Source organism: Desulfovibrio sp. JY, assembly GCA_021730285.1.
Classification (GTDB): domain Bacteria; phylum Desulfobacterota; class Desulfovibrionia; order Desulfovibrionales; family Desulfovibrionaceae; genus Solidesulfovibrio.
The window spans coordinates 1,665,579-1,690,549 of the sequence record CP082962.1 but is presented as its reverse complement, the minus strand read 5'-3'; the positions used below and the strand labels follow the sequence as shown (position 1 = coordinate 1,690,549).

General features: G+C 65.0%; 21 protein-coding genes and 1 pseudogene. 15 read left to right on the top strand and 7 right to left on the bottom strand.

The features are described 5' to 3' along the window. Window positions 1-23 precede the first annotated feature (23 nt). The 5 genes from K9F62_07550 (at window position 24) to leuS (ending at window position 5,515) form a co-directional block, all read left to right on the top strand. Entirely contained in the window at window positions 24-500 is a 477-nt protein-coding gene (locus tag K9F62_07550) for a VOC family protein (protein UJX42512.1), read from the top strand. Window positions 501-645: 145 nt separating this feature from the next. After that, entirely contained in the window at window positions 646-1,872 is a 1,227-nt protein-coding gene (locus tag K9F62_07545; protein UJX42511.1) for a bifunctional 3,4-dihydroxy-2-butanone-4-phosphate synthase/GTP cyclohydrolase II, read from the top strand. Window positions 1,873-1,926: 54 nt separating this feature from the next. Continuing rightward, complete coding sequence (gene ribE, locus K9F62_07540; protein UJX42510.1) at window positions 1,927-2,397, top strand: 6,7-dimethyl-8-ribityllumazine synthase; 471 nt, start codon at window positions 1,927-1,929, stop codon at window positions 2,395-2,397. A gap of 51 nt (window positions 2,398-2,448) precedes the next feature. Beyond that, on the top strand, window positions 2,449-2,937 hold the full coding sequence (nusB, locus tag K9F62_07535) for a transcription antitermination factor NusB (protein UJX42509.1): 489 nt from the start codon (window positions 2,449-2,451) through the stop codon (window positions 2,935-2,937). 64 nt (window positions 2,938-3,001) lie between these two features. Further along, a complete protein-coding gene (gene leuS / locus K9F62_07530) occupies window positions 3,002-5,515 on the top strand; it encodes a leucine--tRNA ligase (GenBank protein ID UJX42508.1) in 2,514 nt (837 codons plus the stop codon). Window positions 5,516-5,661: 146 nt separating this feature from the next. On the opposite strand, the gene K9F62_07525 is transcribed toward leuS, so the two are convergent. Together K9F62_07525 and K9F62_07520 are read right to left on the bottom strand one after the other, a co-directional pair. Next, entirely contained in the window at window positions 5,662-6,747 is a 1,086-nt protein-coding gene (locus tag K9F62_07525; GenBank protein UJX42507.1) for an ionic transporter y4hA, read from the bottom strand. A gap of 156 nt (window positions 6,748-6,903) precedes the next feature. Continuing rightward, window positions 6,904-8,007: pseudogene (locus K9F62_07520) on the bottom strand (acyltransferase). 230 nt (window positions 8,008-8,237) lie between these two features. Between K9F62_07520 and K9F62_07515 the strand changes: the two are divergent. After that, a complete protein-coding gene (locus K9F62_07515; GenBank protein UJX42506.1) occupies window positions 8,238-10,634 on the top strand; it encodes a methyltransferase domain-containing protein in 2,397 nt (798 codons plus the stop codon). Between the two features lie 199 nt (window positions 10,635-10,833). On the opposite strand, the gene K9F62_07510 is transcribed toward K9F62_07515, so the two are convergent. Next, on the bottom strand, window positions 10,834-12,324 hold the full coding sequence (locus tag K9F62_07510; protein UJX42505.1) for a sigma 54-interacting transcriptional regulator: 1,491 nt from the start codon (window positions 12,322-12,324) through the stop codon (window positions 10,834-10,836). 330 nt (window positions 12,325-12,654) lie between these two features. Between K9F62_07510 and K9F62_07505 the strand changes: the two genes are divergently transcribed. Both K9F62_07505 and K9F62_07500 read left to right on the top strand, forming a co-directional pair. Further along, window positions 12,655-13,017, top strand: coding sequence for an iron-sulfur cluster assembly scaffold protein (locus K9F62_07505; protein UJX42504.1), 363 nt, complete (start codon window positions 12,655-12,657; stop codon window positions 13,015-13,017). Window positions 13,018-13,220: 203 nt separating this feature from the next. Then, the gene (locus K9F62_07500; protein ID UJX42503.1) at window positions 13,221-15,674 is read left to right on the top strand and encodes a glycogen/starch/alpha-glucan phosphorylase; all 2,454 of its coding nucleotides are present in this window, start codon (window positions 13,221-13,223) and stop codon (window positions 15,672-15,674) included. 524 nt (window positions 15,675-16,198) lie between these two features. Here the strand turns inward: K9F62_07500 and K9F62_07495 are convergent. The 4 genes from K9F62_07495 to K9F62_07480 all read right to left on the bottom strand — a co-directional run bounded on the left by K9F62_07495 (window position 16,199) and on the right by K9F62_07480 (window position 18,386). Then, the gene (locus K9F62_07495; protein ID UJX42502.1) at window positions 16,199-16,465 is read right to left on the bottom strand and encodes a hypothetical protein; all 267 of its coding nucleotides are present in this window, start codon (window positions 16,463-16,465) and stop codon (window positions 16,199-16,201) included. A gap of 115 nt (window positions 16,466-16,580) precedes the next feature. Beyond that, a complete protein-coding gene (locus K9F62_07490; GenBank protein ID UJX42501.1) occupies window positions 16,581-16,943 on the bottom strand; it encodes an STAS domain-containing protein in 363 nt (120 codons plus the stop codon). 415 nt (window positions 16,944-17,358) lie between these two features. Next, entirely contained in the window at window positions 17,359-17,592 is a 234-nt protein-coding gene (locus tag K9F62_07485) for a hypothetical protein (protein UJX42500.1), read from the bottom strand. Window positions 17,593-17,723: 131 nt separating this feature from the next. Continuing rightward, window positions 17,724-18,386, bottom strand: coding sequence for a CBS and ACT domain-containing protein (locus K9F62_07480; GenBank protein ID UJX42499.1), 663 nt, complete (start codon window positions 18,384-18,386; stop codon window positions 17,724-17,726). Between the two features lie 159 nt (window positions 18,387-18,545). On the opposite strand from K9F62_07480, the gene K9F62_07475 reads away from it, so the two are divergent. From K9F62_07475 to K9F62_07445, 7 genes are all read left to right on the top strand, one after another. Continuing rightward, entirely contained in the window at window positions 18,546-19,757 is a 1,212-nt protein-coding gene (locus tag K9F62_07475; protein UJX42498.1) for a zinc-binding dehydrogenase, read from the top strand. A 522-nt stretch (window positions 19,758-20,279) separates the two neighbouring features. Continuing rightward, the gene (locus K9F62_07470; protein ID UJX42497.1) at window positions 20,280-21,206 is read left to right on the top strand and encodes a bile acid:sodium symporter family protein; all 927 of its coding nucleotides are present in this window, start codon (window positions 20,280-20,282) and stop codon (window positions 21,204-21,206) included. A gap of 152 nt (window positions 21,207-21,358) precedes the next feature. Next, window positions 21,359-22,411: a class I fructose-bisphosphate aldolase gene (locus tag K9F62_07465; GenBank protein ID UJX42496.1), complete on the top strand. Its 1,053-nt coding sequence runs from the start codon at window positions 21,359-21,361 to the stop codon at window positions 22,409-22,411. Window positions 22,412-22,684: 273 nt separating this feature from the next. Continuing rightward, the gene (locus K9F62_07460; GenBank protein ID UJX42495.1) at window positions 22,685-23,185 is read left to right on the top strand and encodes a Spy/CpxP family protein refolding chaperone; all 501 of its coding nucleotides are present in this window, start codon (window positions 22,685-22,687) and stop codon (window positions 23,183-23,185) included. A gap of 13 nt (window positions 23,186-23,198) precedes the next feature. After that, window positions 23,199-23,789 carry a sigma-70 family RNA polymerase sigma factor gene (locus tag K9F62_07455; GenBank protein UJX42494.1) on the top strand — a complete coding sequence of 197 codons (591 nt, stop codon included), beginning with the start codon at window positions 23,199-23,201 and terminating at the stop codon, window positions 23,787-23,789. 10 nt (window positions 23,790-23,799) lie between these two features. After that, window positions 23,800-24,105 (top strand): hypothetical protein, encoded by a 306-nt coding sequence (locus tag K9F62_07450; protein UJX42493.1) that lies wholly within the window; start codon window positions 23,800-23,802, stop codon window positions 24,103-24,105. A gap of 9 nt (window positions 24,106-24,114) precedes the next feature. Then, window positions 24,115-24,813 (top strand): hypothetical protein, encoded by a 699-nt coding sequence (locus tag K9F62_07445; GenBank protein UJX42492.1) that lies wholly within the window; start codon window positions 24,115-24,117, stop codon window positions 24,811-24,813. Window positions 24,814-24,971 lie beyond the last annotated feature (158 nt).

Here is a 24,971-nt window from a genome sequence, read left to right as displayed (position 1 = left end):
ACCACGTTGCTTCGGGAGGTTCCATGCCCATCCGTTTTCACAGCCCCTGCGTGTTCGTGCGCGACATGGCGGCCGCCCGCTCTTTTTATGAAGAGGTGCTGGGCCAGACGCCGAGCCTGGTTCTCGAAGGCTACGTCGTCTACGCCGGATTTGCCCTGTGGCGGGCGGACACGGCCGGCAGCCATGTGTTCGGCGATGCGGCAGCCCTGCCGGACGGCCCCTTAGGCCGGGACAATTTCGAGCTCTATTTCGAGACGGAAGAACTGGACGCGGCCTTTGCGACGGTCGCCGCCCGGACCACGCCGCTTTGCGCCGTCACCGAACAACCCTGGGGCCAGCGCTGCTTCCGGGCGCGCGACCCGGAAGGGCACATCGTCGAGGTGGCCGAGCCCATGGAAACGGTGGTGCGGCGCATGGCCGCCTCGGGCCTGGACGAAGCGGCCATTTGCAAGGCAACGATGATGCCGCCGGCCTTCGTGCGCGCCGCGCTCGGGGCCTGAGGCGGCCCCGGCGGGAAAAACCTCGCCCTTCTTGCCTTGCCAACCCCCGTCGCGTAGATTATCTCCCCCTTGGACCCGGCCCGGCCGGGTCTTTGGTCTTTTCCACAGGAGCCGGCCGCACAGCCCCCAACGAGGTATACCCACAATGCGCATCAGCCCCATCGAGGAAGCCATCGAGGAAATCCGTTCCGGACGGATGGTCATCCTCGTCGACGACGAAGACCGCGAAAACGAAGGCGATCTCACCATAGCCGCCGAAAAGGTCACCCCCGAAGCCATCAATTTCATGGCCACCCACGGTCGGGGCCTCATCTGCCTGTCCCTGGCCCCCGACCTGGTCGACCAGCTCGGGCTGCCCATGATGACCAACGACAACAAGTCGCCGTTCGGCACCGGGTTCACCGTTTCCATCGAGGCCAAGGTCGGCGTGTCCACGGGCATCTCCGCCTTCGACCGGGCCACCACCATTCTGGCCGCCGTGTCCGAGGGAGCCGGTCCCGACGACCTGGTCACCCCGGGCCACATCTTTCCGCTTCGGGCCAAGGAAGGCGGCGTCCTCGACCGTGCCGGCCAGACCGAGGGCTCGGTGGACCTGGCCCGGCTCGCCGGACTCAAGCCCGCCGCCGTCATCTGCGAAATCATGCGCGAGGACGGCAACATGGCCCGCATGCCGGACCTCATGGAATTCGCCGAAAAGCACAACATCAAGATCGCCACCGTGGCCGCCCTCATCCGCTACCGCATGAAGTACGGCCGGCTCGCCGTGACCAAGGTGGCCGAGGCCGGGCTGCCCACGGCCTTCGGCACCTTCCGCGCCCTGGCCTTCACGGGCAGCGAGGATAAAAAGACCCACATCGCCCTGGTCAAGGGCGACATCCACCCGGACGAGCCCGTGCTCGTGCGCGTGCACAGCGAATGCCTGACCGGCGACGTGTTCGGCTCGCTGCGCTGCGACTGCGGCAACCAGCTCCACGAGGCCATGCGCATGATCGAGGCCGAGGGCAAGGGCGTCATCCTCTACATGCGCCAGGAGGGCCGGGGCATCGGGCTGGCCAACAAGATCAAGGCCTACGCCCTTCAGGAGCAGGGCCTCGACACCGTGGACGCCAACCTGAAGCTCGGCTTCAAGGCCGATCTGCGCGAATACGGCACCGGCGCCCAGATCCTGGTGGCCCTTGGCGTATCCAAGATGCGGCTTATGACCAACAACCCGAAAAAGATCGTCGGGCTCGAAGGTTACGGCCTGGAAGTGGTGGACCGGGTGCCTATAGAGACCTGCCCCTGCGCCGAGAATACCTGCTACCTGACCACCAAGCGCGACCGCATGGGGCATCTGCTCCATCTGCCCGATGAGCAGGCGGCCAAAGAGTAGGACGGCTTTACTTCGCAATCCCCAAACGGGCGGCCCCCGCCCGGGAGAATCGCCATGCAGCACGTGACCACCATCGAAGGCCAGCTTGACGCCAAAGGCCTCAAATTCGCCATCGTCGCCGGCCGTTTCAACGATTTCATCACCGAACGCCTCGTGGGCGGGGCCATCGACTACCTGACCCGAAACGGCGCCGACCGGGCCGATCTCACCATCGTGCGCGTGCCGGGCGCGTTCGAGATTCCGCTGGCCGCCAAAAAGCTGGCCGCTTCCGCCAAGTACAACGGCGTGATCTGCCTCGGCGCGGTCATCCGCGGTGCCACCCCCCATTTCGAGTACGTGGCCAACGAGTGCGTCAAGGGCCTTGCCCATGTCATGCTCGAGACCAACGTGCCCGTGGGATTTGGCGTCCTGACCGTGGACACCCTGGAACAGGCCATCGAGCGCGCCGGCTCCAAGGCCGGCAACAAGGGCGTGGAAGCCTCCGCCGCCGTCCTCGAGATGGTGCGGGTCATGGAGCAACTCTAACCCATGCCCGTCGCCGCCCAAACCGCCATGTCAGAAAAAGTCTCCCCTATTATGTCAGAAGAAGCCTCCCACAACGGGGACAAGAAGCCCGTTTCCCGCCGCAAGGCGCGCAAACAGGCCTTCGAGTGCCTCTACGGTCTTATTTTCGAATCCGCCGCCGACGAACGGTCCCTGCGCCGGGTCTTTGCCCGCTGTCCCCACGACGTGGCCGAAGGCGAGGACGGCTCGGGCCAGGAATTCGCCTGGGAACTCGTCTCCGGCGTCTGGACCAACCAGCGGGAACTGGACGCGCATATCGTGCGCTTTTCCAAGAACTGGAAGCTGGCCCGCATCGCCAAGGTGGAGCTGACCATCCTGCGCCTGGCCGTCTACGAGATCCTCTACCGGTCGGACATTCCGCTGCGCGTGGCGCTCAATGAAGCCATCGAGCTGGCCAAACGCTACGGCGACGAGAACTCCCGCAACTTCATCAACGGCATCCTCGACGCCATCGCCAAAGCCGTTGACAGCGGGGAATTCGAAATCCACAAGGACCTCTAACCCGCACTGCGTCCACGCCGTCGTGCGTGTCCCACAAGCGCCCACCGCCAAGGAGCATTTCCCCATGAGCAAGTACGTGCCCGAGGACGTCGAGAAAAAATGGCAGGCCATCTGGGAGGAAGGCGGCCACTTCAAGGTGGAGGCCGATCCCTCCCGGCCCAAGTACTACGTCCTCGAAATGTTCCCCTACCCCTCCGGGCGCATCCACATGGGGCATGTGCGCAACTATTCCATCGGCGACGTGGTGGCGCGGTTCAAGCGCATGGAAGGCAACAACGTCCTGCACCCCATGGGTTGGGACGCCTTCGGCATGCCGGCCGAAAACGCGGCCATCAAGCACAAGCTGCACCCGGCCGCCTGGACCATCTCCAACATCGACTCCATGCGCACGCAGCTCAAGCGCCTGGGCTATTCCTACGACTGGCGCCGGGAGCTGGCCACCTGCCATCCCGGCTACTACGTCCATGAGCAGGGCTTTTTCCTGAAGCTTCTGGAAAAGGGCCTCGTCTACCGCAAGTATTCGCCCCAGAACTGGTGCGAGACCTGCGGCACGGTGCTGGCCAACGAACAGGTCATCGACGGCTGCTGCTGGCGCTGCGACCAGCCGGTGGTGCAAAAGGACCTGGAACAGTGGTTTTTGCGCATCACGGCCTATGCCGAGGAATTGCTCGACGACCTGGACAAGCTGGTCGGCGGCTGGCCCGAGCGCGTGCTCACCATGCAGCGCAACTGGATCGGCAAGTCGGTCGGCGCGGAGCTGACCTTCAAGCTGGCCGAGCCCGTCGACGGCGCCGATTCCATCACCGTCTTCACCACAAGGCCGGACACGCTTTTCGGGGCCACCTTCATGAGCCTGGCCGCCGAGCATCCGCTGGTGCAAAAGCTCATTGCCGGCAAGCCCCAGGAAACGGCCGTGACCGCCTTCGTCGACTCCGTGCGCAACATGGACCGCATCGTGCGCGGGGCCGACGACCTGGAAAAGGAAGGCGTTTTCACCGGGGCCTACTGCATCAACCCGGCGACCGGAAAGCCCATCCCCATCTACGTGGCCAACTTCGTGCTCATGGGCTACGGCACGGGCGCGGTCATGGCCGTTCCGGCCCACGACCAGCGCGACTTCGAGTTCGCCCGCAAGTACGACCTGCCGCTTACGGTCGTCATCAGCCCCGAGGGCGAAACCCTCGACCCGACGACCATGGAGGCCGCCTACAGCGATCCGGGCAAACTCGTCGCTTCCGGCGATTTCACCGGCCTGCCAAACGAAGAAGCCAAGGGCAGGATCATCGACTGGCTGGCCGAAACCGGACGCGGCACCAAGAGCGTCAACTACCGGCTTCGCGACTGGAACATCTCGCGCCAGCGCTACTGGGGCGCGCCCATCCCGGTCATCTACTGCGACAAGTGCGGCGTGGTGCCGGTGCCGGAAAAGGACCTGCCGGTGGAGCTGCCGCGCGACCTGGCCCTGCTCCCGGACGGGCGCTCGCCCCTGCCGGTGTCCAAGTCCTTTACCGACGTCGCCTGCCCGGTCTGCGGCGGCCCGGCCCGGCGCGAGACGGACACGCTGGACACCTTTTTCGAATCCTCGTGGTATTTCATCCGTTACGCCTCGGCCAGGGATAAGGATCGGCCCTTCGATCCCGAGGCCACCAAGTACTGGCTGCCCGTGGACCAGTATATCGGCGGCATCGAGCACGCCATTTTGCACCTGCTGTACTCGCGCTTTTTCGTCAAGGCCCTGCGCGACCTGGGCTATCTCTCCTTCGACGAGCCCTTCGCCCATCTGCTGACCCAGGGCATGGTCATCAAGGACGGCTCGAAAATGAGCAAGTCCAAGGGCAACGTGGTGGACCCGGACGAGATGATCGCCAGGTACGGGGCCGACACGGTGCGGGTGTTCATCCTTTTCGCCGCGCCGCCGGAAAAGGACCTGGAGTGGAGCGACACGGGCATCGAGGGCGCGGCGCGCTTCCTCTCGCGGCTGTGGCGGCTGGTGACCGAGGAGCTTTCGGGCGTTCTCGTGCCGGTCGCGGCCTGCTCGCCGGCCGGGGAACTCGGCATCGACGGCCTGCCCGAACTTTTTGCCGAGCTGCGTCGTCGCGAACATGGCGCTGCGGCCAAGGCCGGAGCGGACATCCGCGAGCGGTTCCAGTTCAACACCGCCATCGCGGCGGCCATGGAGCTGGTCAATTTCCTCTATGCCAACGTGGGGGCGCTTCGGGCCGAGCCCAAGGGGGCCAAGGCGGTTTCCTCGGCCGTGGCCACGCTGCTGACCGTGCTTTCGCCCATCGCGCCGCACATCTGCGAGGAGCTGTGGCAGCGGATCGGGCACGACACGCTGCTCATCAATCAGCCCTGGCCGACCCACGACCCGGCCGCCCTGGTCACCGACGAGGTGGAAGTGGTGGTGCAGGTCAACGGCAAGCTGCGCGGCAAGGTGTGCGTGGGGCGCGACGCGTCCAAGGCGGACCTGGAAAAGGCGGCGCTGGCCGACGCCAACGTGGCCAAGCACCTCGAAGGCAAGACCGTGCGCAAGGTCATCGTGGTGCCCGGCAAGCTGGTCAACGTGGTTGTCGGGTAGAAAACGAGCGCCGATACGTGCGAGAGGGGGACCTTTTTTGGCAAAAAAGGGTCCCCCTCTCGCGCTCTCCCCTCCCAAAAATTTTCAATGGTTACGCGGGATCGATAGGGTCCTGGTCAGCCCCTTTGCTGCCTGCCCCGCCGTTCTTACGGAATAATCGCCGTCAACACGTAGACCCCGAAAATCACCAGCAGCACCGCGCCCTGCAAAATCGTGGTGCGCCCGGTGCCCAGCGACAGCACCGAGACGAAAAGTGACAGGATGAAAAGCACCGTCGCCTTCATGTCGATGCCGAGCGCCAGCGGCATGCCGGTGATGAGCGATACCAGGGCCACAGCCGGAATCGTCAGGCCGATGCTGGCCAAGGCCGACCCCAGCGCCAGGTTGAGGCTCGTCTGCAACCGGTTGCAGTGCGCCGCCCGCACCGCCGCCGTGCCCTCGGGCAGCAGCACGATGGCCGCGATGATCACGCCGACGAAAGACGTGGGTGCGCCGATGGCCTCCGTCACCGCCTCCAGGGTCGGGGCCAGCGCCTTGGCCAGAAGCACCACCGCCCCCAGACATCCGAGCAGCAGCCCGGCGGCGAAAAGCGCGCCTCGCGTGGACGGCGGCGCGGCCTGGCCGTCATCCCCCGCCGTATCGTCGTCAGCCAGAAAATAGCAGCGGTGCCGCACATTCTGGACCAGCAGAAAGGTGCCGTAGAGGATCGCCGAGACAATGGCGATAAAGACGAGCTGCGCCTTGCTGTAGACCGGCCCGGGCACGCTCGTGGTGTAGTTGGGCAAAATCAGCGTCAAAACGGAGATGGCGACGAGCGTCGTCAGCGCGGCCCGCACGCCGTCGGCGCGAAACACCTGCTCCTTGTGCAACACCCCGCCCTCGAGCAGGCACAAGCCGACAATGGCGTTTAAAATGATCATGACCGCCGCGAACACCGTGTCCCGCGCCAGCCCCGAGGCATCCGGGCCACCGGCCACCATGAGCGAAACGATGAGCGCCACTTCGATGATGGTGACCGCGACCGCCAGCACCAGGGACCCGAACGGCTCGCCCACCCGATGAGCGACGACCTCGGCATGGTGCACGCCGGCAAAGACGCTCCACAAAAGCCCGGCCATGAGCACGGCGGCATACACGTAGCCGCCAAGGCCAAGCAGCGCCCCGGCCAAAAGCGCCCAGGCAACGACCGGAGCCGCCACCGTCCAACGCGGAAACAGGCTGGTTTTCGTCATAACCAGCCTGTAAACCACGCCGCAGCCTTTTGGCAAAACGCTTATGCGGAAAATTGCCGGAGACAGTCGTCAGGCTTGCCGTTTTACCTGCTCGCAGGCCACAGCGGTCTTGTTTCCAACCGGCAAGGGAGCCCCGGCAGAGCCGGACGTCGACGCGGAAAAGCGCAGCCGCAGCGGCGCGCCGGTCAGCACCGAGAACAGCCGCGGCACATAGACCGCCAGCCCCCAGCCGAGAAGCGAAAGCGCCACAATGGCCGCAAGCCCGACCGAAGGATACGCGACAAGCTGGCCCAGCGTGGACGCCGGCTGCCACACCCGCATAAGCGAGGCCTGCAGGACCGAAACCGTGGGCTCATGGGTGAGGAACACGAAAAAGCTCATGGCCGCCATGCGGTGCAACATCCGGCTGCCCTTGACCCACCGCTGGCGCGAAATGCACCAGAACCCGGCCACGCCCACGATCTGGTACGCCTTGTTGAGGCCCGCCTGGACAGGCGCATCGAGCCCGAGCCACGGCTGCAATCCGAGCACGACGAGAAAGCCGACGAACAGCGGCAGCACATACCTGTCCCAACCGGCCGTATCGCGCAGGTTGACCCGCATCCGGACCAAAAGCCCGCCCGCGTAAAAGGCGAAGAAAAACCCCGGCAGGGAGTAATCCTGGTCCGGCGCGCCCAGAAACCACCAAAGCCCGAGCAAAACCAGCCCCCCCAGCGGCAGCCAGCGGAAAAAAGCCATAAACAGGGGAGTGGCCGCAAAGACAAGCAGCAGGTCGCGCAAGAACCACAACGGATAGTTGAGCGGCGGCGTGCCGATGCCGAGAAGCTTTTGCACGATGCCGGCGTTGAGCACGAAGCTCTTGGAAGCGAAAAACGGAATGCTGCCGACACCCAGCAACCAGGCGATCCAGATGCCGTTGAAAATCAGCAGCGGCACGCCGATGGCGATGACCTTGCCGCGCAACAACCGGCCATAGGCCGCAGGCGTCGCCTCGAGCTTGCGCAAAAGCAGAAAACCCGAGATGGCGAAAAAAAGCGGAATGACCGCGCAGTCCAAGCCCTGGTTTATCATGGCCAGGACAAAGGTGACGACGGGCGAGGCGAACGGCACGCTCCCACCGATCCAGCGGCCGCCATGGCACAGCACGATCAGGCCGATGAGGATGGCGCGCAGCACGTCGATGCGCGCGGAAACATCCGGGTCAATGGGGTCGCGCACGGGACCGAAGGGGCGTTTGGCAAAGGAAAGCAAAGGGGGCAAGCGGGCTCCTGGTTTTCTGCGGCCACGGAAATCCGGGTTGGCCGCGTTGACGTCGCAGCATGCCATAACAACGCGTCGTCCCCAACACAATCGCGGTTACGGCGGCAATCGTTGCCACGGCGCGTCCCTTGTCTCGACATGGAGCATGGGCTACCCTATCAGGCCGAGTCTCGGTTCCTGCCGGATTTCGCCGCGCACAACGCCAAAATCACCCGTAAACGAGGGATGTCATGCCGTTTGACGCCGAGTACTGGACCAGGATTGCCCATGAGGACGCCGCGATCTACCTGCGCCCCGACGCGCCGGACTGGTTCGTGCCCAACGCCGCCGGGGATGCGGCCTTGCTGGCGACCGCCCATGGGCTGCGGCCCGACATAGAGACGTCTATTTTCCTGGAACGCCTGCCCGACAACCCGCCCGCGCCGTATGGCGGCCGGGCCGCCGTATTGCCACTGACCGGGCTGGCCGAGTTGTGGCTGCACGTCACGGACCGGTGCAATCTGGCCTGCCGCCACTGCCTTTTCTGCTCCGGCCCGGCCGCGACCCGCGAGTTGTCCACGGAGACGGCGCTTTCGCGCATCGCCCAGGCGAAACGTCTCGGCTGCCGGGTGTTCGCGCTGACCGGCGGCGAACCGTTTCTCCATCCCGGCTTCGAGGCCATCCTCGACGCCGCCCTGGCCGACCCGGCCGCCCATGTGGTGGTGCTCACCAACGGCACGGGCTTTGGCGGCGCCTCCTGTCCGGGCCTTACCCGCTGGCCCAGGGGACGGCTCCATTTCCAGGTGAGCTGCGACGGCCTGCCGGCGCGCCACGACGCGCTTCGCGGCCCCGGCGCGTTCGACCGGCTCCTGGTTTCTGTCCGCGCGGCCCGGGAGCTCGGCTACGGCGTGACGCTCTCCTTTTGCCCCACGCGCGACAACCTGGGCGACCTGCCGGGGGTCGTGGACGTGGCGGCGGACATTGGCGCGGCCGGGCTCCATCTCATGTGGCATTTCGCCGTGGGCCGGGCGGAAAACGGCGGCCAGCCGGACCTGGACGCGCTGTACCATAGCGTGGTGGCCGCAGCCGAGCGGGCCGAAGTCCGGGGCCTTGGCATCGACAATCTCGAAGCCCTGGCCACCCAGGTCTTCGCCCCGGTCGGCACGCGCCACGACGGCACCACGGCCGGGTACACGTCCGTGGCCGTGGGCCCGGACGACAGGCTCTATCCCAGCCCGGCGCTCATCGGCGTGGACGCCCTGGCCACGCCCATAAGCGACGCGGCCGGCGGCCTGGAAGCGGCCTGGAGGGACAGCCCGGTGTTGGCCGGACTGCGCGACGCCACCTGCGCCGCGTCCGACGCGCCCTGGCGCTTCATTCTCGGCGGCGGCGACCCGGACCATTCCTACCGGCACAGCGGCACGTTTTCAGGCCACGATCCCTACCAGCCGCTGCTCGAACGCCTCGCCGCCTGGATGATCGTGCGCGAATCCCGGGTCGTCTCCCCGCGTCTGCCCAAGGGACGGCCGGGGCTGACGCTGAAGATGGGCGAAATGCACGAGAGCTGCCATGCCCACGGCGAGGTGGCGCTCGCCCACACCAACTGCCTGCTGTCCATCGCCGACGCCGGCAGCCTGTCGCAGATCAAGGCCTTTTACACCGAAGCGGCGGCTGTGGAAAAAGGCGACATCGTCAATCCGGTAAACTATCCGCTGGACATGGTGGAACACATTCCCGAGCGTTACCGCGTGCACGGCTACGGCTGCGGCTCGCCCATCGCCGACGCCGGGCTTTCCCCGGGCGAGACCATGGTGGACCTCGGCTGCGGAGCCGGGGTGGAGTGCCTCATCGCGGCCAAAAAGGTGGGAGCGCAGGGACGGGTCATTGGCCTGGACATGCTGCCGGCCATGCTGGCCCGGGCGCGCACCGCCGCCAGGGCCACGGCGGACGTGCTCGGCTATGCCAATGCGTTCTTTTTTCAGGGCTATCTGGAGGCCATGCCGCTTGCCGACGCCACGGCCGATTGCGTGACGTCCAACTGCGTGCTGAACCTGTCCACGCGCAAGCGCCGGCTCTATGCCGAAATTTTCCGCATTTTAAAACCCGGCGGACGCATCGTCTTTTCCGACGTGGCCACGGAAACGCCGGCCACCGCCGCCATCTGCAACGATCCCACCCTGCGCGGGGAGTGCATCTCCGGAACGCTGACGCAAAAGGACCTGGTCGCCATCCTGGAGGAGTCCGGATTCGTCGGCATCCGGTTCCTGCGGCGCTTCCCCTACCGCGTGGTGCAGGACCACCGGTTCTATTCGGTCACGGTGGAGGCGCGAAAGCCACAGCCCGCGCCCGTGCGACGCAAGGTGCTCTACCGGGGGCCGTTTCGGGCCATCGTCACGGCCTCGGGCGAGGTTTTGCGGTCCGGCGAGGTGAAGGAAATCGCGCTCTACGAGGAGGACCGGCAGGCGAATGCCCTCTTCGTGCTGGACGCGGCAGGCCGCATCGCCAATCCGGACTTCGATGCCGGCAGCAACGCCTGCTGCTGCGGCGCACCGGCCGAGACGTCCGCGGAAGTCGCCGCCCTGCTCGACAAACTTCCCGCCCACGACACCCTCACCGAATTCAACCTCGCCCCGCCGGCTGCGGAGTAGCGCGGATTTTTTAGAAGGAAGCCGGGGGGAAACCTTTCTTGCAGAAAGGTTCTCCCCCCGGACCCCCTTTCCAAAGATCTTTAATAGTTACAGAGCGCTGCCGTTACATCACCCGTAACCGTCAAAAGTTTTGGGGAGGGGAGAGCGCGAGAGGGGAACCCTTTTTTCCAAAAAGGGTTCCCCTCTCGCATCCTCTTCTCTATTCCCCACAAGCCTTCTTCATTTTGCGGAAAATCGTCGTGCGGTCGAGGCCGAGCTGTTTGGCGGCCTCGCCGACCGAGCCGAAGTGTTCGATGGCCCGTTCCAGGTAGTTGCGCTCGAAGGCGGCCAGTACTTCCTTATACGGACGATCCCAGTCCATGGGCACGGCCACGGCCGATCCCATGGGCGCTTCGACCGGCGCGGGCACGTCCGGGCCGCCCATGGCCGCCGCCGGCACCACCGGTCCGCCGGTCGCCGCCGCCGGGAGCAGGCATTCCTTGATCCGCATGGGGGTCGGCAGGTCGTCGGCCGTGATCTCGCTGTCGCAGGTGATGACCAGCCCTTCGATCAGGTTTTCCAGCTCGCGCACGTTGCCCGGCCAGTTATAGTGAGCCAGCACCCGCTCGGCTTCGAGGGACAGCGTGGCCCGCTTGCGGTAGCGCGAGCCGAAGCGCTGGAGAAAGAGTCTGGCCAGCGGCAGGATGTCGTCCGGCCGGTCGCGCAGCGGCGGAATCTCCAGGACGGCCACCCGCAGCCGGAAAAAGAGGTCGCTGCGAAAGGTGCCCATGCGGGCCTCGGCCTCGAGGTTGCGGTTGGTGGCCGCGATGACCCGCACGTCGATCCGGCGCGCCTTGCTCGACCCGACCGGCATGACCTCCCGGTCCTGCAACACGCGCAGCAGCTTGGATTGCAGCAGAAGCGGCATCTCGCCGATCTCGTCGAGGAAAATCGTTCCGCCCCCGGCCATCTCGAAAAATCCCACCCGGCCCTTGGGATGCGCGCCGGTAAAGGCGCCCGGGGCATAGCCGAACAGCTCCGACTCGATGAGGTTTTCCGGAATCGAGGCGCAGTCCACCTTGACGAAGGGCTTGTCGCGCCTGGGGCTCGCCTCGTGGATCATGCGGGCGAAAAGCTCCTTGCCGACCCCGGTCTCGCCGAGCACCAGGGCCACGGCGTCCGTGGCCGCCACCCGCCGCAGCAGGTCCATCAGCCGCTTCATGGACGAATTCTCGGCAATGAAGTTGGTGATGCCCCCGCCCTCGCGGATGAAGAAATCCATCTGGTGCTGGTAGGTCTCGATCAACTCCTGCTGGCGCGAGATGCGCTCGCGCATGCGGGCCATGAGCGTGATGTCGCGGGCGTAGAGCACGACGAGGCTCACGCTGCCGTCGGGGTCGCGCACCGGCTTGCCGTCGATGGTCATGGACCGGTTGTCGCGCGTGACCTGGATGGAGGAGGCCGGGCGGCCGGTGGCCACGATCTCGGGGGTGATGGGCGCGATGTTGAAAAGTCCGGCTTTTTTGAGTTCCTCGACATTCTTGCCGACAAGCTCGGGCTTGGTCATGCCGGTCAGCTGTTCGTAGGCGGCGTTGACCTTGAGGGCGTATCCTTCGCGGTCGGTGATGAGCACGCCGTCCTCGATGCTGTCGAGGATGGCGTCGAGATTGCGGGCCACGGGGTCAGCCGGGGTTTGTACTTTTTTTCTCAATTCTGGCCTCGTATTGGCTCGCATTCGTCACATTTTTCCCAAACGGCCGCTTCGGTCTTTGTGCAATAGCGCAACCTGAGGCAAAAGCGCAACATGGCTTCTTTTCTTCAACAGCTTGATTTTCCATGCCTTTGTGAAAACCCGCGCAAAGGCCTGGATGCGCTTTTGCAACATGGCATGACCCTTTCGGTGCGATCATCGGACCTTTAGACAACATATCTTTCTATTTCAGCAGGATACAGCACATGGCACACCGGTTGCTTAAAGAGAGGCAACACGCAAGACGCGAAATCGAAAAAGCAAACGGACCCAAGCATAAAGGAGACCGCCATGACCGCTCCCGAAACCATCACCAAGGTTCTTCCGATCGTAGCCCCCCTGACCCGCTATACCGCCGAAGGCGCCACCGAATGCGCACCCTGCGGCCGGGCCATCAAGGTGCAGCTGCTCATCGAAAACGACGTGATCATCGATGCCGGGGGTTCGGTCGAAAGCTGCGGTTTCACCCGCGAGTGCACCGCCGCCCTGCTCGCCACGGTCATCGGCATGAACGTCTTCGACGCCCAGGCCATCTCCACCGAAGATTTCCAGCCGCGCATGACCAGCGTCGTCGAGCACCTCGGCTGCGACAACTGGCCCGTGGCCGCGTTGCGCATCGCGCTGCGCAACTACCGCCTTCAGGAAGCGGCCTAGGCACCCCGCTTCCTTCACCCGGCCACCCGTTTGACCCACACGGGCGGTCGGGGGCAAGCCGGGGGACGACCGCCGCTATCGTCCCCCGGCTTTTTTATATCCCAACGCCTTCCCCCCGCCCAGCTTTGACATTGCCCCGCCACTCTCGTAGATCCTATACTGACCAATCCGTCTTCGCCCACACCTCGGACCAGGAGACGCCCATGCCAGCCGACGCCACCCCGGACCTCCACGACCTGGAGTCCCTTGGCGAGGATATTCGCCGCCACATCCTGTCCAACCTCGGCAACGACATCTATCCCCCGGACCCGTTCCGCTATTTCACCGGCCTGGCCTACGCCATCCGCGACCGGCTCATCCGCATCTGGCTGACCACCCAGGCGACGTACTACGACACCATGTCCAAGCGCGTCTATTACCTGTCCATGGAGTTTCTTCCCGGCAGGTTCCTCATGAACTACGTCACCAACATGGGCCTGGGAAAAGACTGCCGCAAAACGGCCGAGACCCTGGGCTACAACCTCGACGACCTGGCCGAGGAGGAGCGCGACGCCGGACTTGGCAACGGCGGCCTCGGGCGGCTCGCCTCCTGCTACATGGACTCCATCGCCACCCTGCGCATCCCCGGCTACGGCTACGGCATCCTCTACGACTACGGCCTGTTCCATCAGACCATCGTGGGCGGCTGGCAGGAGGAGCGGGCCGACAACTGGCGCCGCCACGGCAGCCCCTGGGTCATCGACCGGGTGGAACACCTCTACGAAGTGCGCTTCAACGGCAGAAGCGAACCCTACCGCGACGACAAGGGCAACCTGCGCTACCGCTGGGTCGACGCGGACACGGTCATGGCCATGCCCTGCGATATCCTCATCCCGGCCCACGGCGGCAAACACGTGACCAACATGCGCCTTTGGACCGCCGCCTCGTCCCAGGGATTTTCCCTGCGCGACTTCAACCAGGGCGATTTCGTCGGGGCCATGCAGGCCAAGATCCTGTCCGAAAACATCTCCAAGGTCCTCTACCCCAACGACGAGCCCGTGGCCGGCAAGGAACTGCGGCTCAAGCAGCAATATTTCCTGGTCGCGGCCACCTTGCGCGACATCCTGCGCCGCCACAAAAAATCCGACCCGTCCTTCGCCGCCTTCGCCGACCAGGTGGCCATCCAGCTCAACGACACCCACCCCACCATCGCCGTGGCCGAACTCATGCGCATCCTGGTGGACGAGGAATTCCTGCCCTGGGAAGAAGCCTGGGACATCTGCCGCCACACCTTCGCCTACACCAACCACACCGTCCTGCCCGAGGCCCTGGAAACCTGGCCCCTCGACCTCATGGGGCGCGTGCTGCCCCGCCATGTGGAAATCATCGCCGAGATCGACCGGCGTTTTCAGGAAGAGGTCCGCGCCGCCTACCCCGGCGACGAAGGCAAGGTTGCACGCATGGCCATCATCGACCGGGGCTCCTCGCGCGTGCGCATGGCCAACCTGGCCATCGTCGGCAGCCATGCCGTCAACGGCGTGGCCAGGCTCCACTCCGACATCCTGCGCGAAAAGGTCTTCCCCGACTTCGACGCCTTCTACCCCGGCAAATTCACCAACGTCACCAACGGCATCACCCCGCGCCGCTGGCTGCTCCAGGCCAACCCGGCCCTTTCAAGGCTCATCACCGAGCGTATCGGCCCGGACTGGGTCACGGAGCTCACGCGCCTGACCGAACTGATTCCCCTGGCCGACGACCCGGACTTCCGGCAAGCCTGGCGCGATGCCAAGCGGGACAATAAAAAACGCCTGGCCCGCTACGTGCTGCGCAAGACCGGCCTCGGCATCAACCCCGGCTCGCTTTTCGACGTCCAGGTCAAGCGCATGCACGAATACAAGCGCCAACTCCTAAACGTCCTGCACGCCGTCACCCTCTACAACCGCCTGCGCCGCGACCCGGAACTCCCCGTGCCGCCGCGCACCATCCTCATCGGTGGCAAGGCCGCGCCCGGCTACTTCATGGCCAAGCGCATCATCCGGCTCATCACCGCCGTGGCCGAAACCATAAACGCCGACACCACCATGAAGGGCCGGCTGCGCATGCTCTTTTTGCCCAATTACTGCGTCTCGCAGGCCGAAAAGGTCATCCCCGCCGCCGACCTGTCCCAGCAGATATCCACCGCCGGCATGGAAGCCTCGGGCACCGGCAACATGAAGTTCGCGCTAAACGGCGCGCTCACCATCGGCACCCTCGACGGGGCCAATATCGAAATCATGCAGGAAGTGGGCGCGGAGAACATCTTCATCTTCGGTCTGAGCGCCCCCGAAGTCGAAGCCGCCCGCGCCGGGGGCCTCGACCCGCGCCGCCGCGTGGCCGACGACCCGGAACTGGCCGAAGCCCTGGACATGATCGGACGCGGCTATTTCGTCCCGGACGATCCCGATCTGTTCACCCCCATCATCGGCAATTTACTGAACCACGGCGACTACTACTGCGTCACCGCCGATTACCGCCCCTGCATCGAAGCCCAGGACAGGGTCAACGCCCTGTACCTCGACCCCGACGCCTGGACCCGCACCTCCATTCTCAATACCGCCAACATGGGGTTTTTCTCCAGCGATCGCGCCGTGATGGAATACGCCCGCGATATCTGGCGCATCGCACCGCTCGGCGAATAGCGGAGGGGCGGGGCTCCGCCCCGGACCCCGGCAGGGGCGCTGCCCCTGCACCCCGCCGGGAGGCCACGGGCCCCCCGGTCCCCCCGACTCGGCTTTGGTCGGGCGGGAGGTCGGTTGGCTGTCGGGAAGGCGGAGAGTGGAGAAGATGGGGGCGGAATTTGTCGGGACGGTGCATGTCGCTTCGCGACAAGCTCGTCCCAGGCAAATTCCGCCCCCACCACGCCGGTCGCCCCTTCAGGGCGACATTCGGAAAACCAGTTTCTTCTTAAAATGCGGCGCTTCGCCGCTGGCGCGGTTGTTGCCGCAATCGTGTCCGGCGTCGAGGCGCAACGCGCCTCGTGCCGCCGGGCCGATTGCGGCAACAAACAACGGGCGTTCCGCCGCCCGCCACGATCAACCACCCGCCATCCCAACCCGGTAAAGGGGGGTCCGGGGGGCATCAAGTCCCCCGGCGGAGAGGTGCAGGAGAGGCGGAACCTCTCCTGCCGGGTCCAGGGCAGAGCCCTGGCCTAGCAGCCTCCCCGTTACACCGGGCATTCGCCCTGGCCGAGGCAGTAGTCCTCGACGAAGCGGCCGATCTGGATGCCGAGCGAGACGCATTGGATGCCGTTTTGGCAGTCGTCGGCGTCTTTTTTGGCCAGATGGGTGGACAGGGTATGCTTGCCGTGGGTCATGGTGACGAGCCAGTCGCCGGTGGCCGCGTCTTCGGCCACGGAGACGGCGATGCCGTGTTTGCTTATTTCGGGGTACAGGGAGGCGATGGACTGGGCCAGTTTTTTCGGATCGGACATGGGTACGCTCCTTTGCAACGCATAGTTCAAGGGCGTCTGCCATGGGGCAGGCGTAAACGGGACCTTGCCGTATTGTCTGACCGAAACCGGCGGCGGGGTCAATGGGCGGGGGGAATCAGGCGTCGCGGGCGAGCAGGAGGCGGCTGACGTCCATCTCGGGGCGGATGTCGCTTGAGATATGAAAGAAGGTGTAGAGACCGCGCAGACGCAGCTCGTCGGCCACGGCCGGCACGGGATTGGCCAGGATGAGTCGTCGGCCCTTGGTGGCCAGGGCGGTTTGCAGCCGCACCAGGGCGCCGACGCCGCAGCTGTCCATGGCCGGAACGTGGCTCAAGTCCAGCACGCTGACGGCGATGAGGCCGAGGCTGGCGGCTTCGAGAATGGCGGCTTCGAGTTCCAGGGCCTGCTGACCGCCGAGCACAGCGTCCAGCCGGGCCCACAGGACGCCCTGGCTGTTGGTGAGGGTGATACGGCTCATGGTGGATGACGATTTCTTCGTGGTCAGGCTTGAGGCGGGGCGGCGGGATTTGCCCGTCACCGCGACGTGGCCGTTTGGTCACAATAGTCGAAAGCCGTCATCACAGGCAAGGCAAAGCGGTTTATTTGAACAATCTCATTTAAAGCAGCATGTTATATTGTTTCTTTGGAAAGGAGGATGCGAGAGGGGAACCCTTTTTGGAAAAAGGGTTCCCCTCTCGCGCTCTCCCCTCCCCAAAACTTTTAACGGTTACGGGTGATGTAACGGCAGATCACTGTAACTATTAAAGATCTTTGGAAAGGGGGTCCGGGGGGAAACCTTTCTGCAAGAAAGGTTTCCCCCCGGCGTTAAAAAAAAACAAACGCGCCGGCCAAGGCCGACGCGTCGGAAGCATGAAAAGGGAGGAGTCGGAGCGTTATTTGTAATAGGAGAGGAGATTGAAGGAGGAATAGCCGTTATCCGGGTTTTCGGCGTAGCGACACCCCAGGCTGTTGTCCTCGTCCTTGCAGCGAATGTCTTTTTGCGAATTGCGATAGAAGGTGCACTCGTTGTTGTTGCAAACGAGGATTTCGTCCCAGCCCGATTCCGGGGGACCTACCCATGACTCGAGTTTTGCCCCGCAATGCGGGCAATAGCGTTCTTCAAGCATCAGCGTCTCCTTGTGCGCAACCGTCGCCGGTTGGACGGCTGAACGGCTGGAAGCTTTCTGGAAAATAGGCACGATCGGACGGGCGTCAACCGCCCGGACCGCGAAGACGGCCCGGACGGGACAGCGGGAGGCTAGAAATTGTCTTTGGCCCAGTAGAGCAGGTGATGATTGGCCGCCAGGCGGTCGACGACGCTCTTGGCCTGGGCTTCGTCGATGGGGTGTACGCGGATATAGACCGTGCGCCGGCCGGGGGCGGCCTCGTCGTAGGACGTCAGAATGCTGATTATGCGCACGTCGTGGGTCTTGAGGTCGTCGAGCACGCTCTTGAGGCTGCCCGAGATGTCGGGCAGGTCCAGGGCGAATTGCAGGCCGCCGTTCAAGACGCCGGTGATGCTCACGAGCACCTTGAAGATATCGCTGTCGGTGATGACGCCGACCACCTTGTTGTCCCCGTCGACAACGGGCAGTCCGCCGATGTTGTGGCGCAAAAGCAGCACCGCCGCCTTTTCCACGGTGTCGTCCGGCCCGACGGAGACGACGGTTTTGGTCATGATGTCGCCGATTTTTATTTCGGAGAGCAGGTAATACAGCTCATGCATGTCGAGCGTCGTGGCCTTGGAGGGAGAGGCTTCCTTGATGTCCCGGTCGGAGACGATGCCGACCAGCCGGCCGTTTTCGTCGATCACGGGCAGGCGGTGGTAGCCGTTCTCCTTCATCATCTTGGCCGCCTTCATGATGGAGGTGGCGGGCTTGGCCGTGACCGGGGATTTGCTCATCCAATCCTTAATCAGCATGTGCGTCTCCTTGTCGGTCCTTGAGGATGGGCCGCTTGTGGTATATGGCCCGGATGTCGCGCGGCGGCGAAGCGCCGGAAAAGGTCGCTCCCTTATACGTGATTGCGCCGTGATTTCAAGCCATTCACCCCTCTCCCGGGCAATTAAAGGATATCATCCATGAAGGCATTGGTCTATCGCCGCAGCGTCGCGCGCTATCTTGCCTGCGCCGCCGCCTCCCGGGTCGCGCCCAGGCGCTTTTTCCCCTGGCTGGCCCCGTTGGGACTGGCCACCGTGCCCTTCGATCCGCCGAAAGGCTGGCTGCCGCTTGTCCCCCGGCTGTGCGGCATCTGCGGCTCGGACCTGGGGCTCCTGCGCGGCAAGGAATCGCCGTTGCTCGAGCCCTACGCCAGCCTGCCCTTCATCCTGGGCCACGAGATGGTGGCCGATCTGGCCGAGGACGCGCCGGAAATCAGCCTTGCCGCCGGAACACGGGTGGTGGTCGAGCCGGGGCTGCCCTGCGCCGTGCGGGGATTGCCGCCGTGCGGGCCATGCCGCGAAGGGCATTACAACCGCTGCGAGCGTTTTCTCGACGGCGACCTGCCGCCGGGGTCGTTTCTGGGCTTCACCCGCCGCGCCGGCGGGGCCATGGCCGAACGCACGGCCGCCCATCCCTCGCGCATCCTGCCGGTGCCGGACGGGCTTTCCGACGAGGACGCGGTGCTGACCGACTCCCTGGCCTCGGCGCTCCAGCCCGTGCTCGAACATTTCCCGGCCCCGGGAGCGACGGTGCTGGTCATGGGCGCGGGCATCCTGGGCCAGCATGTGGTGCGCTGCCTGCGCGGACTCGGCAGCGACGCCAAAGTGCTGGTCACGGCGCGCCATCCCGTGCAGGCGGCCCTGGCCGAAGCCGGCGGCGCGGACGCCATCGTCCGGGCGAAAAACAAAAAGGATCTGGCCGCGGCCATCGGCGGACGCTTCGTGGCCACGAGCCTCGGCGGCGGCAACATCGAGGGCGGCGTGGACATGGTCTTCGACTGCGTGGGCGCGTCGTCCACCTTCGAGACCGGGCTGCTCGCCCTTCGCGCCGGCGGCAAATACGTCATGGTCGGGGCCGGGGCGCGCCTGAAAGATGTGGATATCTCCAGCCTGTGGTTCCGGGAACTGACCGTGGCCGGTTCGTCGGGCTGCGCCGAAGCGCCCGATCCGCGCCACCCCGGCGAGCGCGTGCGTACCTATGCCCTGGCCCTCACCCTCCTCGCCTCGGGCAACTACCCGACCAAGGGACTGCTCACCCACACCTTCCGCCTGGAAGCCTACGCGGACGCCTTTCGCACCGCCTTCGACAAGCGTACCACGGGCAGCGTCAAGGTGGCGTTCGATTTAAGGTAGAAGGGAGGAGGAGGTGGGACGCCTCCGGCGGCCGGGGGGCAACTTTTTGGAAAAAGTTTCCCCCCGGACCCCCCTTCCAAAACTTTCAATGGGGGTGGAGGCTCAAGCGGCGACCATCTCGTAGGGATTGCCGCCGCGTATGTGTTGCGTGGTGGGCATTTTTCGATCTGCCGGCCAAACTCTACGAATTGCCGCCTCGTCTGCGTTGCGTGGCCGATCGGCCGCCTTGGAAACCTGGGGCGAGGGCATTGTTTTCGGCGATGGCCGGAGTGTCCAGGACCGAGGGCCGACGATGACCGGTGTGTCCAAGGACGGTGGTCGGCGATGGCCGGAGTGTCCAGGGCCGGTGGGAGGGTGCGCGGCGCGAAGGCGTATTCTTCAAATATGCGCCGCGCGTCCGCGCACCCTCCCACCGGCCCCCACTCAAAAGAAACCGTCCCCTTTTCGACACCATCCCTTCCGGCCCCCCCCTTCCCCCCCAGACGACTTGACCGCTTTTTGTCGGCGGGCTACCTGCCGCCCATGCTCATTTCCATCGCTCGACGCGTCGAAAGGGCTTTTTTACCCCTGGCCGTAGGCCTTTCCGCCCTGGCCATGGTCGTCCCCGGCCTTTTCACTTGGATCGCGCCCTACATCGCTCCGGCCCTTGGCGTCATCATGTTCGGCATGGGGCTGTCGCTCACCTTCGAGGAGTTCGCCCGCCTCGTGCCGCGCTGGAAGGTGGTCGGCGTCGGGGCGCTGTTGCAGTTCACCGTCATGCCGGCCCTGGCCTGGCTGCTGTCCCGGCTTTTCGGCCTTCCCCCGGCGGCGGCGCTTGGCGTCATCCTGGTCGGGGCCTGCCCCGGCGGTACGGCTTCCAACGTCATCACCTACCTCGCCGGCGGCAATCTGGCCCTGTCCGTGACCATGACCCTGGTTTCGACCCTGGCCGCGCCGCTGGTCACCCCGGCCCTGGTGGCGGGGCTGGCCGGAGCGCGGGTGCATGTGGATTTTTGGGCCATGATGGCCTCGGTCTTCTGGATCGTGGCCTTCCCGGTCATCGACGGGCTCATTTTGCGCCGGCTGCTGCGGCGACGTCTGGAACCGGTGCTGGCCGTGTTCCCGGCCGTATCCATGGTGACCATCGCCCTGGTCGTGGCCTGCGTGATGGGCCTCAACCGCGACACCGTGCTGGCCTTTCCGGGAACGGTCATCCTGGCGGTGACGCTGCACAACCTGTCGGGATTCGCCCTGGGCTATGCCGGGGCCTGCCCCTTCACCGCCAGCCGCGCCGACCGCATCGCCATCGCCGTGGAAGTGGGCATGCAGAATTCCGGCCTCGGCGTGGCCCTGGCCAAGGCCTATTTCACGGCCCAGACGGCCCTGCCCGGAGCGCTTTTCAGCCTGGAGCAAAACCTGGCCGGCGTGACCCTGGCCAAGTGGTGGCGGCGCGGGTCGGCCAAGGCGTAATCCGGCCTCGAAACGTGGCCCAACCGTCGCCTCGCCGTCGCCCGCCGCCCCGCCACGGCGGGCATGATGCCTCGCTGCCGGCGTTTTTGCGTTGTCACCGGCCGTAACTCCGCGCTATGTTCCGCCAGAGTCAGCCAAAGGAGGCCGCCACCATGATCGACAAGATTACCGAGCTTCTCGGCGACGAGGCCGAGTCGCTGCTCTCCCATGTCTGCAAAACCATTCCCAAGGAACAACTCCACCTGCCCGGTCCGGGCTACATCGACGACATCTTCGTCCAGACCGACCGGTCCGTACCCGTTGTGCGCTCCCTGGCCACCATGATCGGCCACGGACGCCTGGGCGGCACGGGCTTCATGTCGATTCTGCCCGTGGACCAGGGCGTCGAGCATTCCGGCGCGGCGTCCTTCGCCCCCAATCCGGCCTATTTCGACCCGGAAAACATCGTGAAACTGGCCATCGAGGCCGGCTGCAACGCCGTGGCCTCGACCCTCGGCGTGCTCGGCAGCGTGGCCCGCAAATACGCCCACAAGATCCCCTTCCTGCTCAAAATCAACCACAACGAGCTCCTTAGCCTCCCCGCCATCCACGACCAGACGCTTTTCGCCTCGGTGGAGCAGGCCTTCGACATGGGAGCCGTCGCGGTCGGCGCCACGGTCTATTTCGGTTCGCCCGAATGCCGCCGCCAGATCCAGGAAGTCTCCGAGGCCTTTGCCCGGGCCCACGATCTCGGCATGGCCTGCGTCCTTTGGGCCTACCTGCGCAATCCCGCCTACGTGAAGGGCGGCGTGGACTACCACACCTCGGCCGACCTCACCGGCCAGGCCAACCACCTCGCCGCCACCATCGGAGCCGACGTGGTCAAGCAGAAGCAGGCCACCAACAATGGCGGCTACACCGCCATAGGCTTCGGCAAGACCGACAAACGGGTCTACTCCGAGCTGACCACCGACCATCCCATCGATCTCACCCGCTACCAGGTGGCCAACTGCTACATGGGCCGCATCGGGCTCATCAATTCCGGCGGCGCGTCCGGAAAGGCGGATTTCGCCGACGCGGTGCGCACCGCGGTCATCAACAAGCGGGCCGGCGGCATGGGCCTCATTTCCGGCCGCAAGGCCTTCCAGCGTCCCATGGCCGAAGGCGTCAAACTCCTCCACGCCATCCAGGACGTGTATCTGTGCAAGGACGTGACCGTGGCTTAAGAGGCGGAAGAAGTGCGAGAGGGGAAACCCTTTGAAAAGGGCAGTAGCCCCTCTCGCGCTCTCCCCTTCCTCAACTTTTTAATTTTTTTAAGGAGTTAGAGCACAGTTCTCTTCTTCTAAACGCGACTTGGATGTTGGGAAACGAGCCCGCGTCCCGAATTCAGGCCAATCGTTCCGTCCCGCCGCCGATGCCTGTAACCCCCTGCCCGCAGAAGCCGACCAAACGCGAAACGGACGGCCAAGGTCGTCCAATTCATGCGGGAGGTCATTCCCATGAGAAAATTGTTTTACGGCCTGCTTACGCTGGCCATCCTGGCCGGCTCCGCCTACGCCGTGGCGGCCGGTCCGGGCCCGGGTGGCCCGGGCGGTCCCGGACCGGTGGGATTGCTCGGACGCCTGTTATCGCTTAACCTGTCCGACGCTCAGAAGCACGAAGTCGCCGTGATCCTCAAGCAGAATCAAGCGGCATTCCAAACGGCGGGCCAGGGCATGCACGAGGCTTTCGACACCATGCGCGAAATCATGCGCACCGATCCCGGCAACGAACAGCGCATCCGGCAGGCCAGCCGCAAGATCGCGGCCGCCGGCGAGGAGTTGGCCGTGTTGCGGGGGAAGGTCAAGGCCAAGACCCTGGCCGTGCTGACGCCTGAGCAGCGCAAACAGTGGAACGAAGGGGAAATGCCCCCTCCGCCGCCCAACGCAAGGGGACCATTTCATGCCGACCGCGAGCTGGTCGATGACTGGATCAACGCCCACGCTGGCCCGGCGAAATAAACTCCGGAGCGTTATGGCCGAAGCGTTGGTGGACATGGAGGATGCCCGGGTCCTTTCGGAAATCCGGGCGGGCGACGTGGACGCCTACGCCAGGCTCGTAACGAAGTACCAGGGGCGCGTGTCCGGCATCGTCGCCGGGCATGCGCCCCGGGACAGGGTCGGCGAGTTGGCGCACGAGGTGTTCGTGCGGGCCTACCGTTCCCTGTCCGGGTACCGGGGGGACAGCCCTTTCGGCCACTGGCTGGCCAAGGTGGCGGTGCGCACCTGCCACGACTTCTGGCGGGCGGAGTATCGACGCCGGGAACGGCCCGAAAGCGAACTGTCCGACGAATGCCGGGCGTTCGTGGAAGAAGCGGCCGCGCTGGAAAGCAGCGAAGCGGCCGAGGAAACCGCCTCGCGGCGAGAGGCCAAGGAACTCTTGGCCTGGGCCATGGACAGGCTCTCGCCCACGGACCGCATGGTCGTGACGCTGACGCACCTGGAGGAACGCCCTGTGGCCGAAGCAGCGGAAATGCTCGGCATAAGCGTTCCCAACGTCAAGGTGCGGGCGTTTCGGGCCAGGAAAAAACTGCGCGAACTGTTAGGCGGCGTTTTTGGCACGTAAGGAGGAATCCATGGACGGAAACGAAACACGGCGTATCGATCGCCTGGAAGCGGTACTGCGAGCCGCCCATACCCGCCGGGAGCCCCCTGTCCTCGATCCCGGGCTGCCGGAGGCGGTGCTGGCCGCCATCAAGGCCGCGCCCGAGGCCGAGGAAACGAACGGCGTGCTGTGGCGCATGGCCGCCGGCGCCGGCATGTTGGCCGCGGCCACGGTGCTGTTCGTCCTGTTTTTCGGCTCGGGCCTGGAAGAAGAATTCGGACGCTTCCTGTTCTTCGACCCCAACGGCCAAGTGCTGGTTTCCCTCCTTGGCGTGTAGGGCACGGGCATGAAGGCAATAGCAACCAAGGTGCTGGCCGGGCTTGTTCTTTTTGCCTCGGGCGTGGTGATGGGCTTTTTCGGCTCGCGGTATCTGGCCGAACGGGGGAGGCTCAACCTGCTCCATGGCGACCCCAGGCATTTTGCCGAGATGGTGGTACGCCATATGTCGGACGATCTGGACCTGACCAAGAAACAGCAGGAGAAACTCCGACCCATCGTGCTCGATACCGCCGATGCCCTGGCCAAGGTTCGCCAGGAGCAGGAGCCAAAACTTCGCAAGATCTTTGACAAAAACAACGAAGACATCAGAAAGCTGCTCACGCCCGCCCAGCAGGAAAAATTCACCGCGCTCATCAACAGACTCGAGCGCCGCCGCAAGGCCATAGGGCGTTTCGGTCCGCCGCCCCCGCCGCCCGACGGATTCGAGGGGCATCGCCCCCCGCCACCGCCACCCGATGGATACGACGGGCATCGCCCGCCACCGCCGCCACCCGATGGATACGACGGGCATCGCCCCCCGCCGCCACCCGGCATGGACGATTATCCGCCGCCACCGCCGCCCGACTTCGACGGCCAGCAGCGCCCCGAGGGGAGCCTCACTCCCAACGTAACGAAACCGGCCCCGGACGCAGCCAAACCGGATCAGCCTGAGAAACCGGACAGTTCCGGCCACATCGCGCCACCGGCCGTCGACAAACAAGAGTAAGCGGTTTCTTTATCGTTCCCCTTTGATCGTGAATCTGGCAATACTGACGTTACTTCCCTGCGGACCATGCCATCCCGGCGTGGTCCGCAGGGTTCCAAGCGACGTTTCGCCCCAGGAGGGCGGATCGAACCAAGGAGGAGCGTCATGCACGCCCAGTG

Bases quoted from the DNA above. Each gene is read 5' to 3' on its own strand.
- K9F62_07460 (UJX42495.1), top strand. From the start codon at position 22,685: ATGAGAAAATTGTTTTACGGCCTGCTTACGCTGGCCATCCTGGCCGGC.
- K9F62_07480 (UJX42499.1), bottom strand. From the start codon at position 18,386: ATGCTGATTAAGGATTGGATGAGCAAATCCCCGGTCACGGCCAAGCCC.
- K9F62_07485 (UJX42500.1), bottom strand. From the start codon at position 17,592: ATGCTTGAAGAACGCTATTGCCCGCATTGCGGGGCAAAACTCGAGTCA.
- leuS (UJX42508.1), top strand. From the start codon at position 3,002: ATGAGCAAGTACGTGCCCGAGGACGTCGAGAAAAAATGGCAGGCCATC.
- K9F62_07490 (UJX42501.1), bottom strand. From the start codon at position 16,943: ATGAGCCGTATCACCCTCACCAACAGCCAGGGCGTCCTGTGGGCCCGG.
- K9F62_07505 (UJX42504.1), top strand. From the start codon at position 12,655: ATGACCGCTCCCGAAACCATCACCAAGGTTCTTCCGATCGTAGCCCCC.
- K9F62_07450 (UJX42493.1), top strand. From the start codon at position 23,800: ATGGACGGAAACGAAACACGGCGTATCGATCGCCTGGAAGCGGTACTG.
- K9F62_07500 (UJX42503.1), top strand. From the start codon at position 13,221: ATGCCAGCCGACGCCACCCCGGACCTCCACGACCTGGAGTCCCTTGGC.
- K9F62_07525 (UJX42507.1), bottom strand. From the start codon at position 6,747: ATGACGAAAACCAGCCTGTTTCCGCGTTGGACGGTGGCGGCTCCGGTC.
- K9F62_07545 (UJX42511.1), top strand. From the start codon at position 646: ATGCGCATCAGCCCCATCGAGGAAGCCATCGAGGAAATCCGTTCCGGA.
- K9F62_07515 (UJX42506.1), top strand. From the start codon at position 8,238: ATGCCGTTTGACGCCGAGTACTGGACCAGGATTGCCCATGAGGACGCC.
- K9F62_07445 (UJX42492.1), top strand. From the start codon at position 24,115: ATGAAGGCAATAGCAACCAAGGTGCTGGCCGGGCTTGTTCTTTTTGCC.
- K9F62_07475 (UJX42498.1), top strand. From the start codon at position 18,546: ATGAAGGCATTGGTCTATCGCCGCAGCGTCGCGCGCTATCTTGCCTGC.
- K9F62_07495 (UJX42502.1), bottom strand. From the start codon at position 16,465: ATGTCCGATCCGAAAAAACTGGCCCAGTCCATCGCCTCCCTGTACCCC.
- K9F62_07465 (UJX42496.1), top strand. From the start codon at position 21,359: ATGATCGACAAGATTACCGAGCTTCTCGGCGACGAGGCCGAGTCGCTG.
- K9F62_07550 (UJX42512.1), top strand. From the start codon at position 24: ATGCCCATCCGTTTTCACAGCCCCTGCGTGTTCGTGCGCGACATGGCG.
- ribE (UJX42510.1), top strand. From the start codon at position 1,927: ATGCAGCACGTGACCACCATCGAAGGCCAGCTTGACGCCAAAGGCCTC.
- nusB (UJX42509.1), top strand. From the start codon at position 2,449: ATGTCAGAAGAAGCCTCCCACAACGGGGACAAGAAGCCCGTTTCCCGC.
- K9F62_07455 (UJX42494.1), top strand. From the start codon at position 23,199: ATGGCCGAAGCGTTGGTGGACATGGAGGATGCCCGGGTCCTTTCGGAA.
- K9F62_07470 (UJX42497.1), top strand. From the start codon at position 20,280: ATGCTCATTTCCATCGCTCGACGCGTCGAAAGGGCTTTTTTACCCCTG.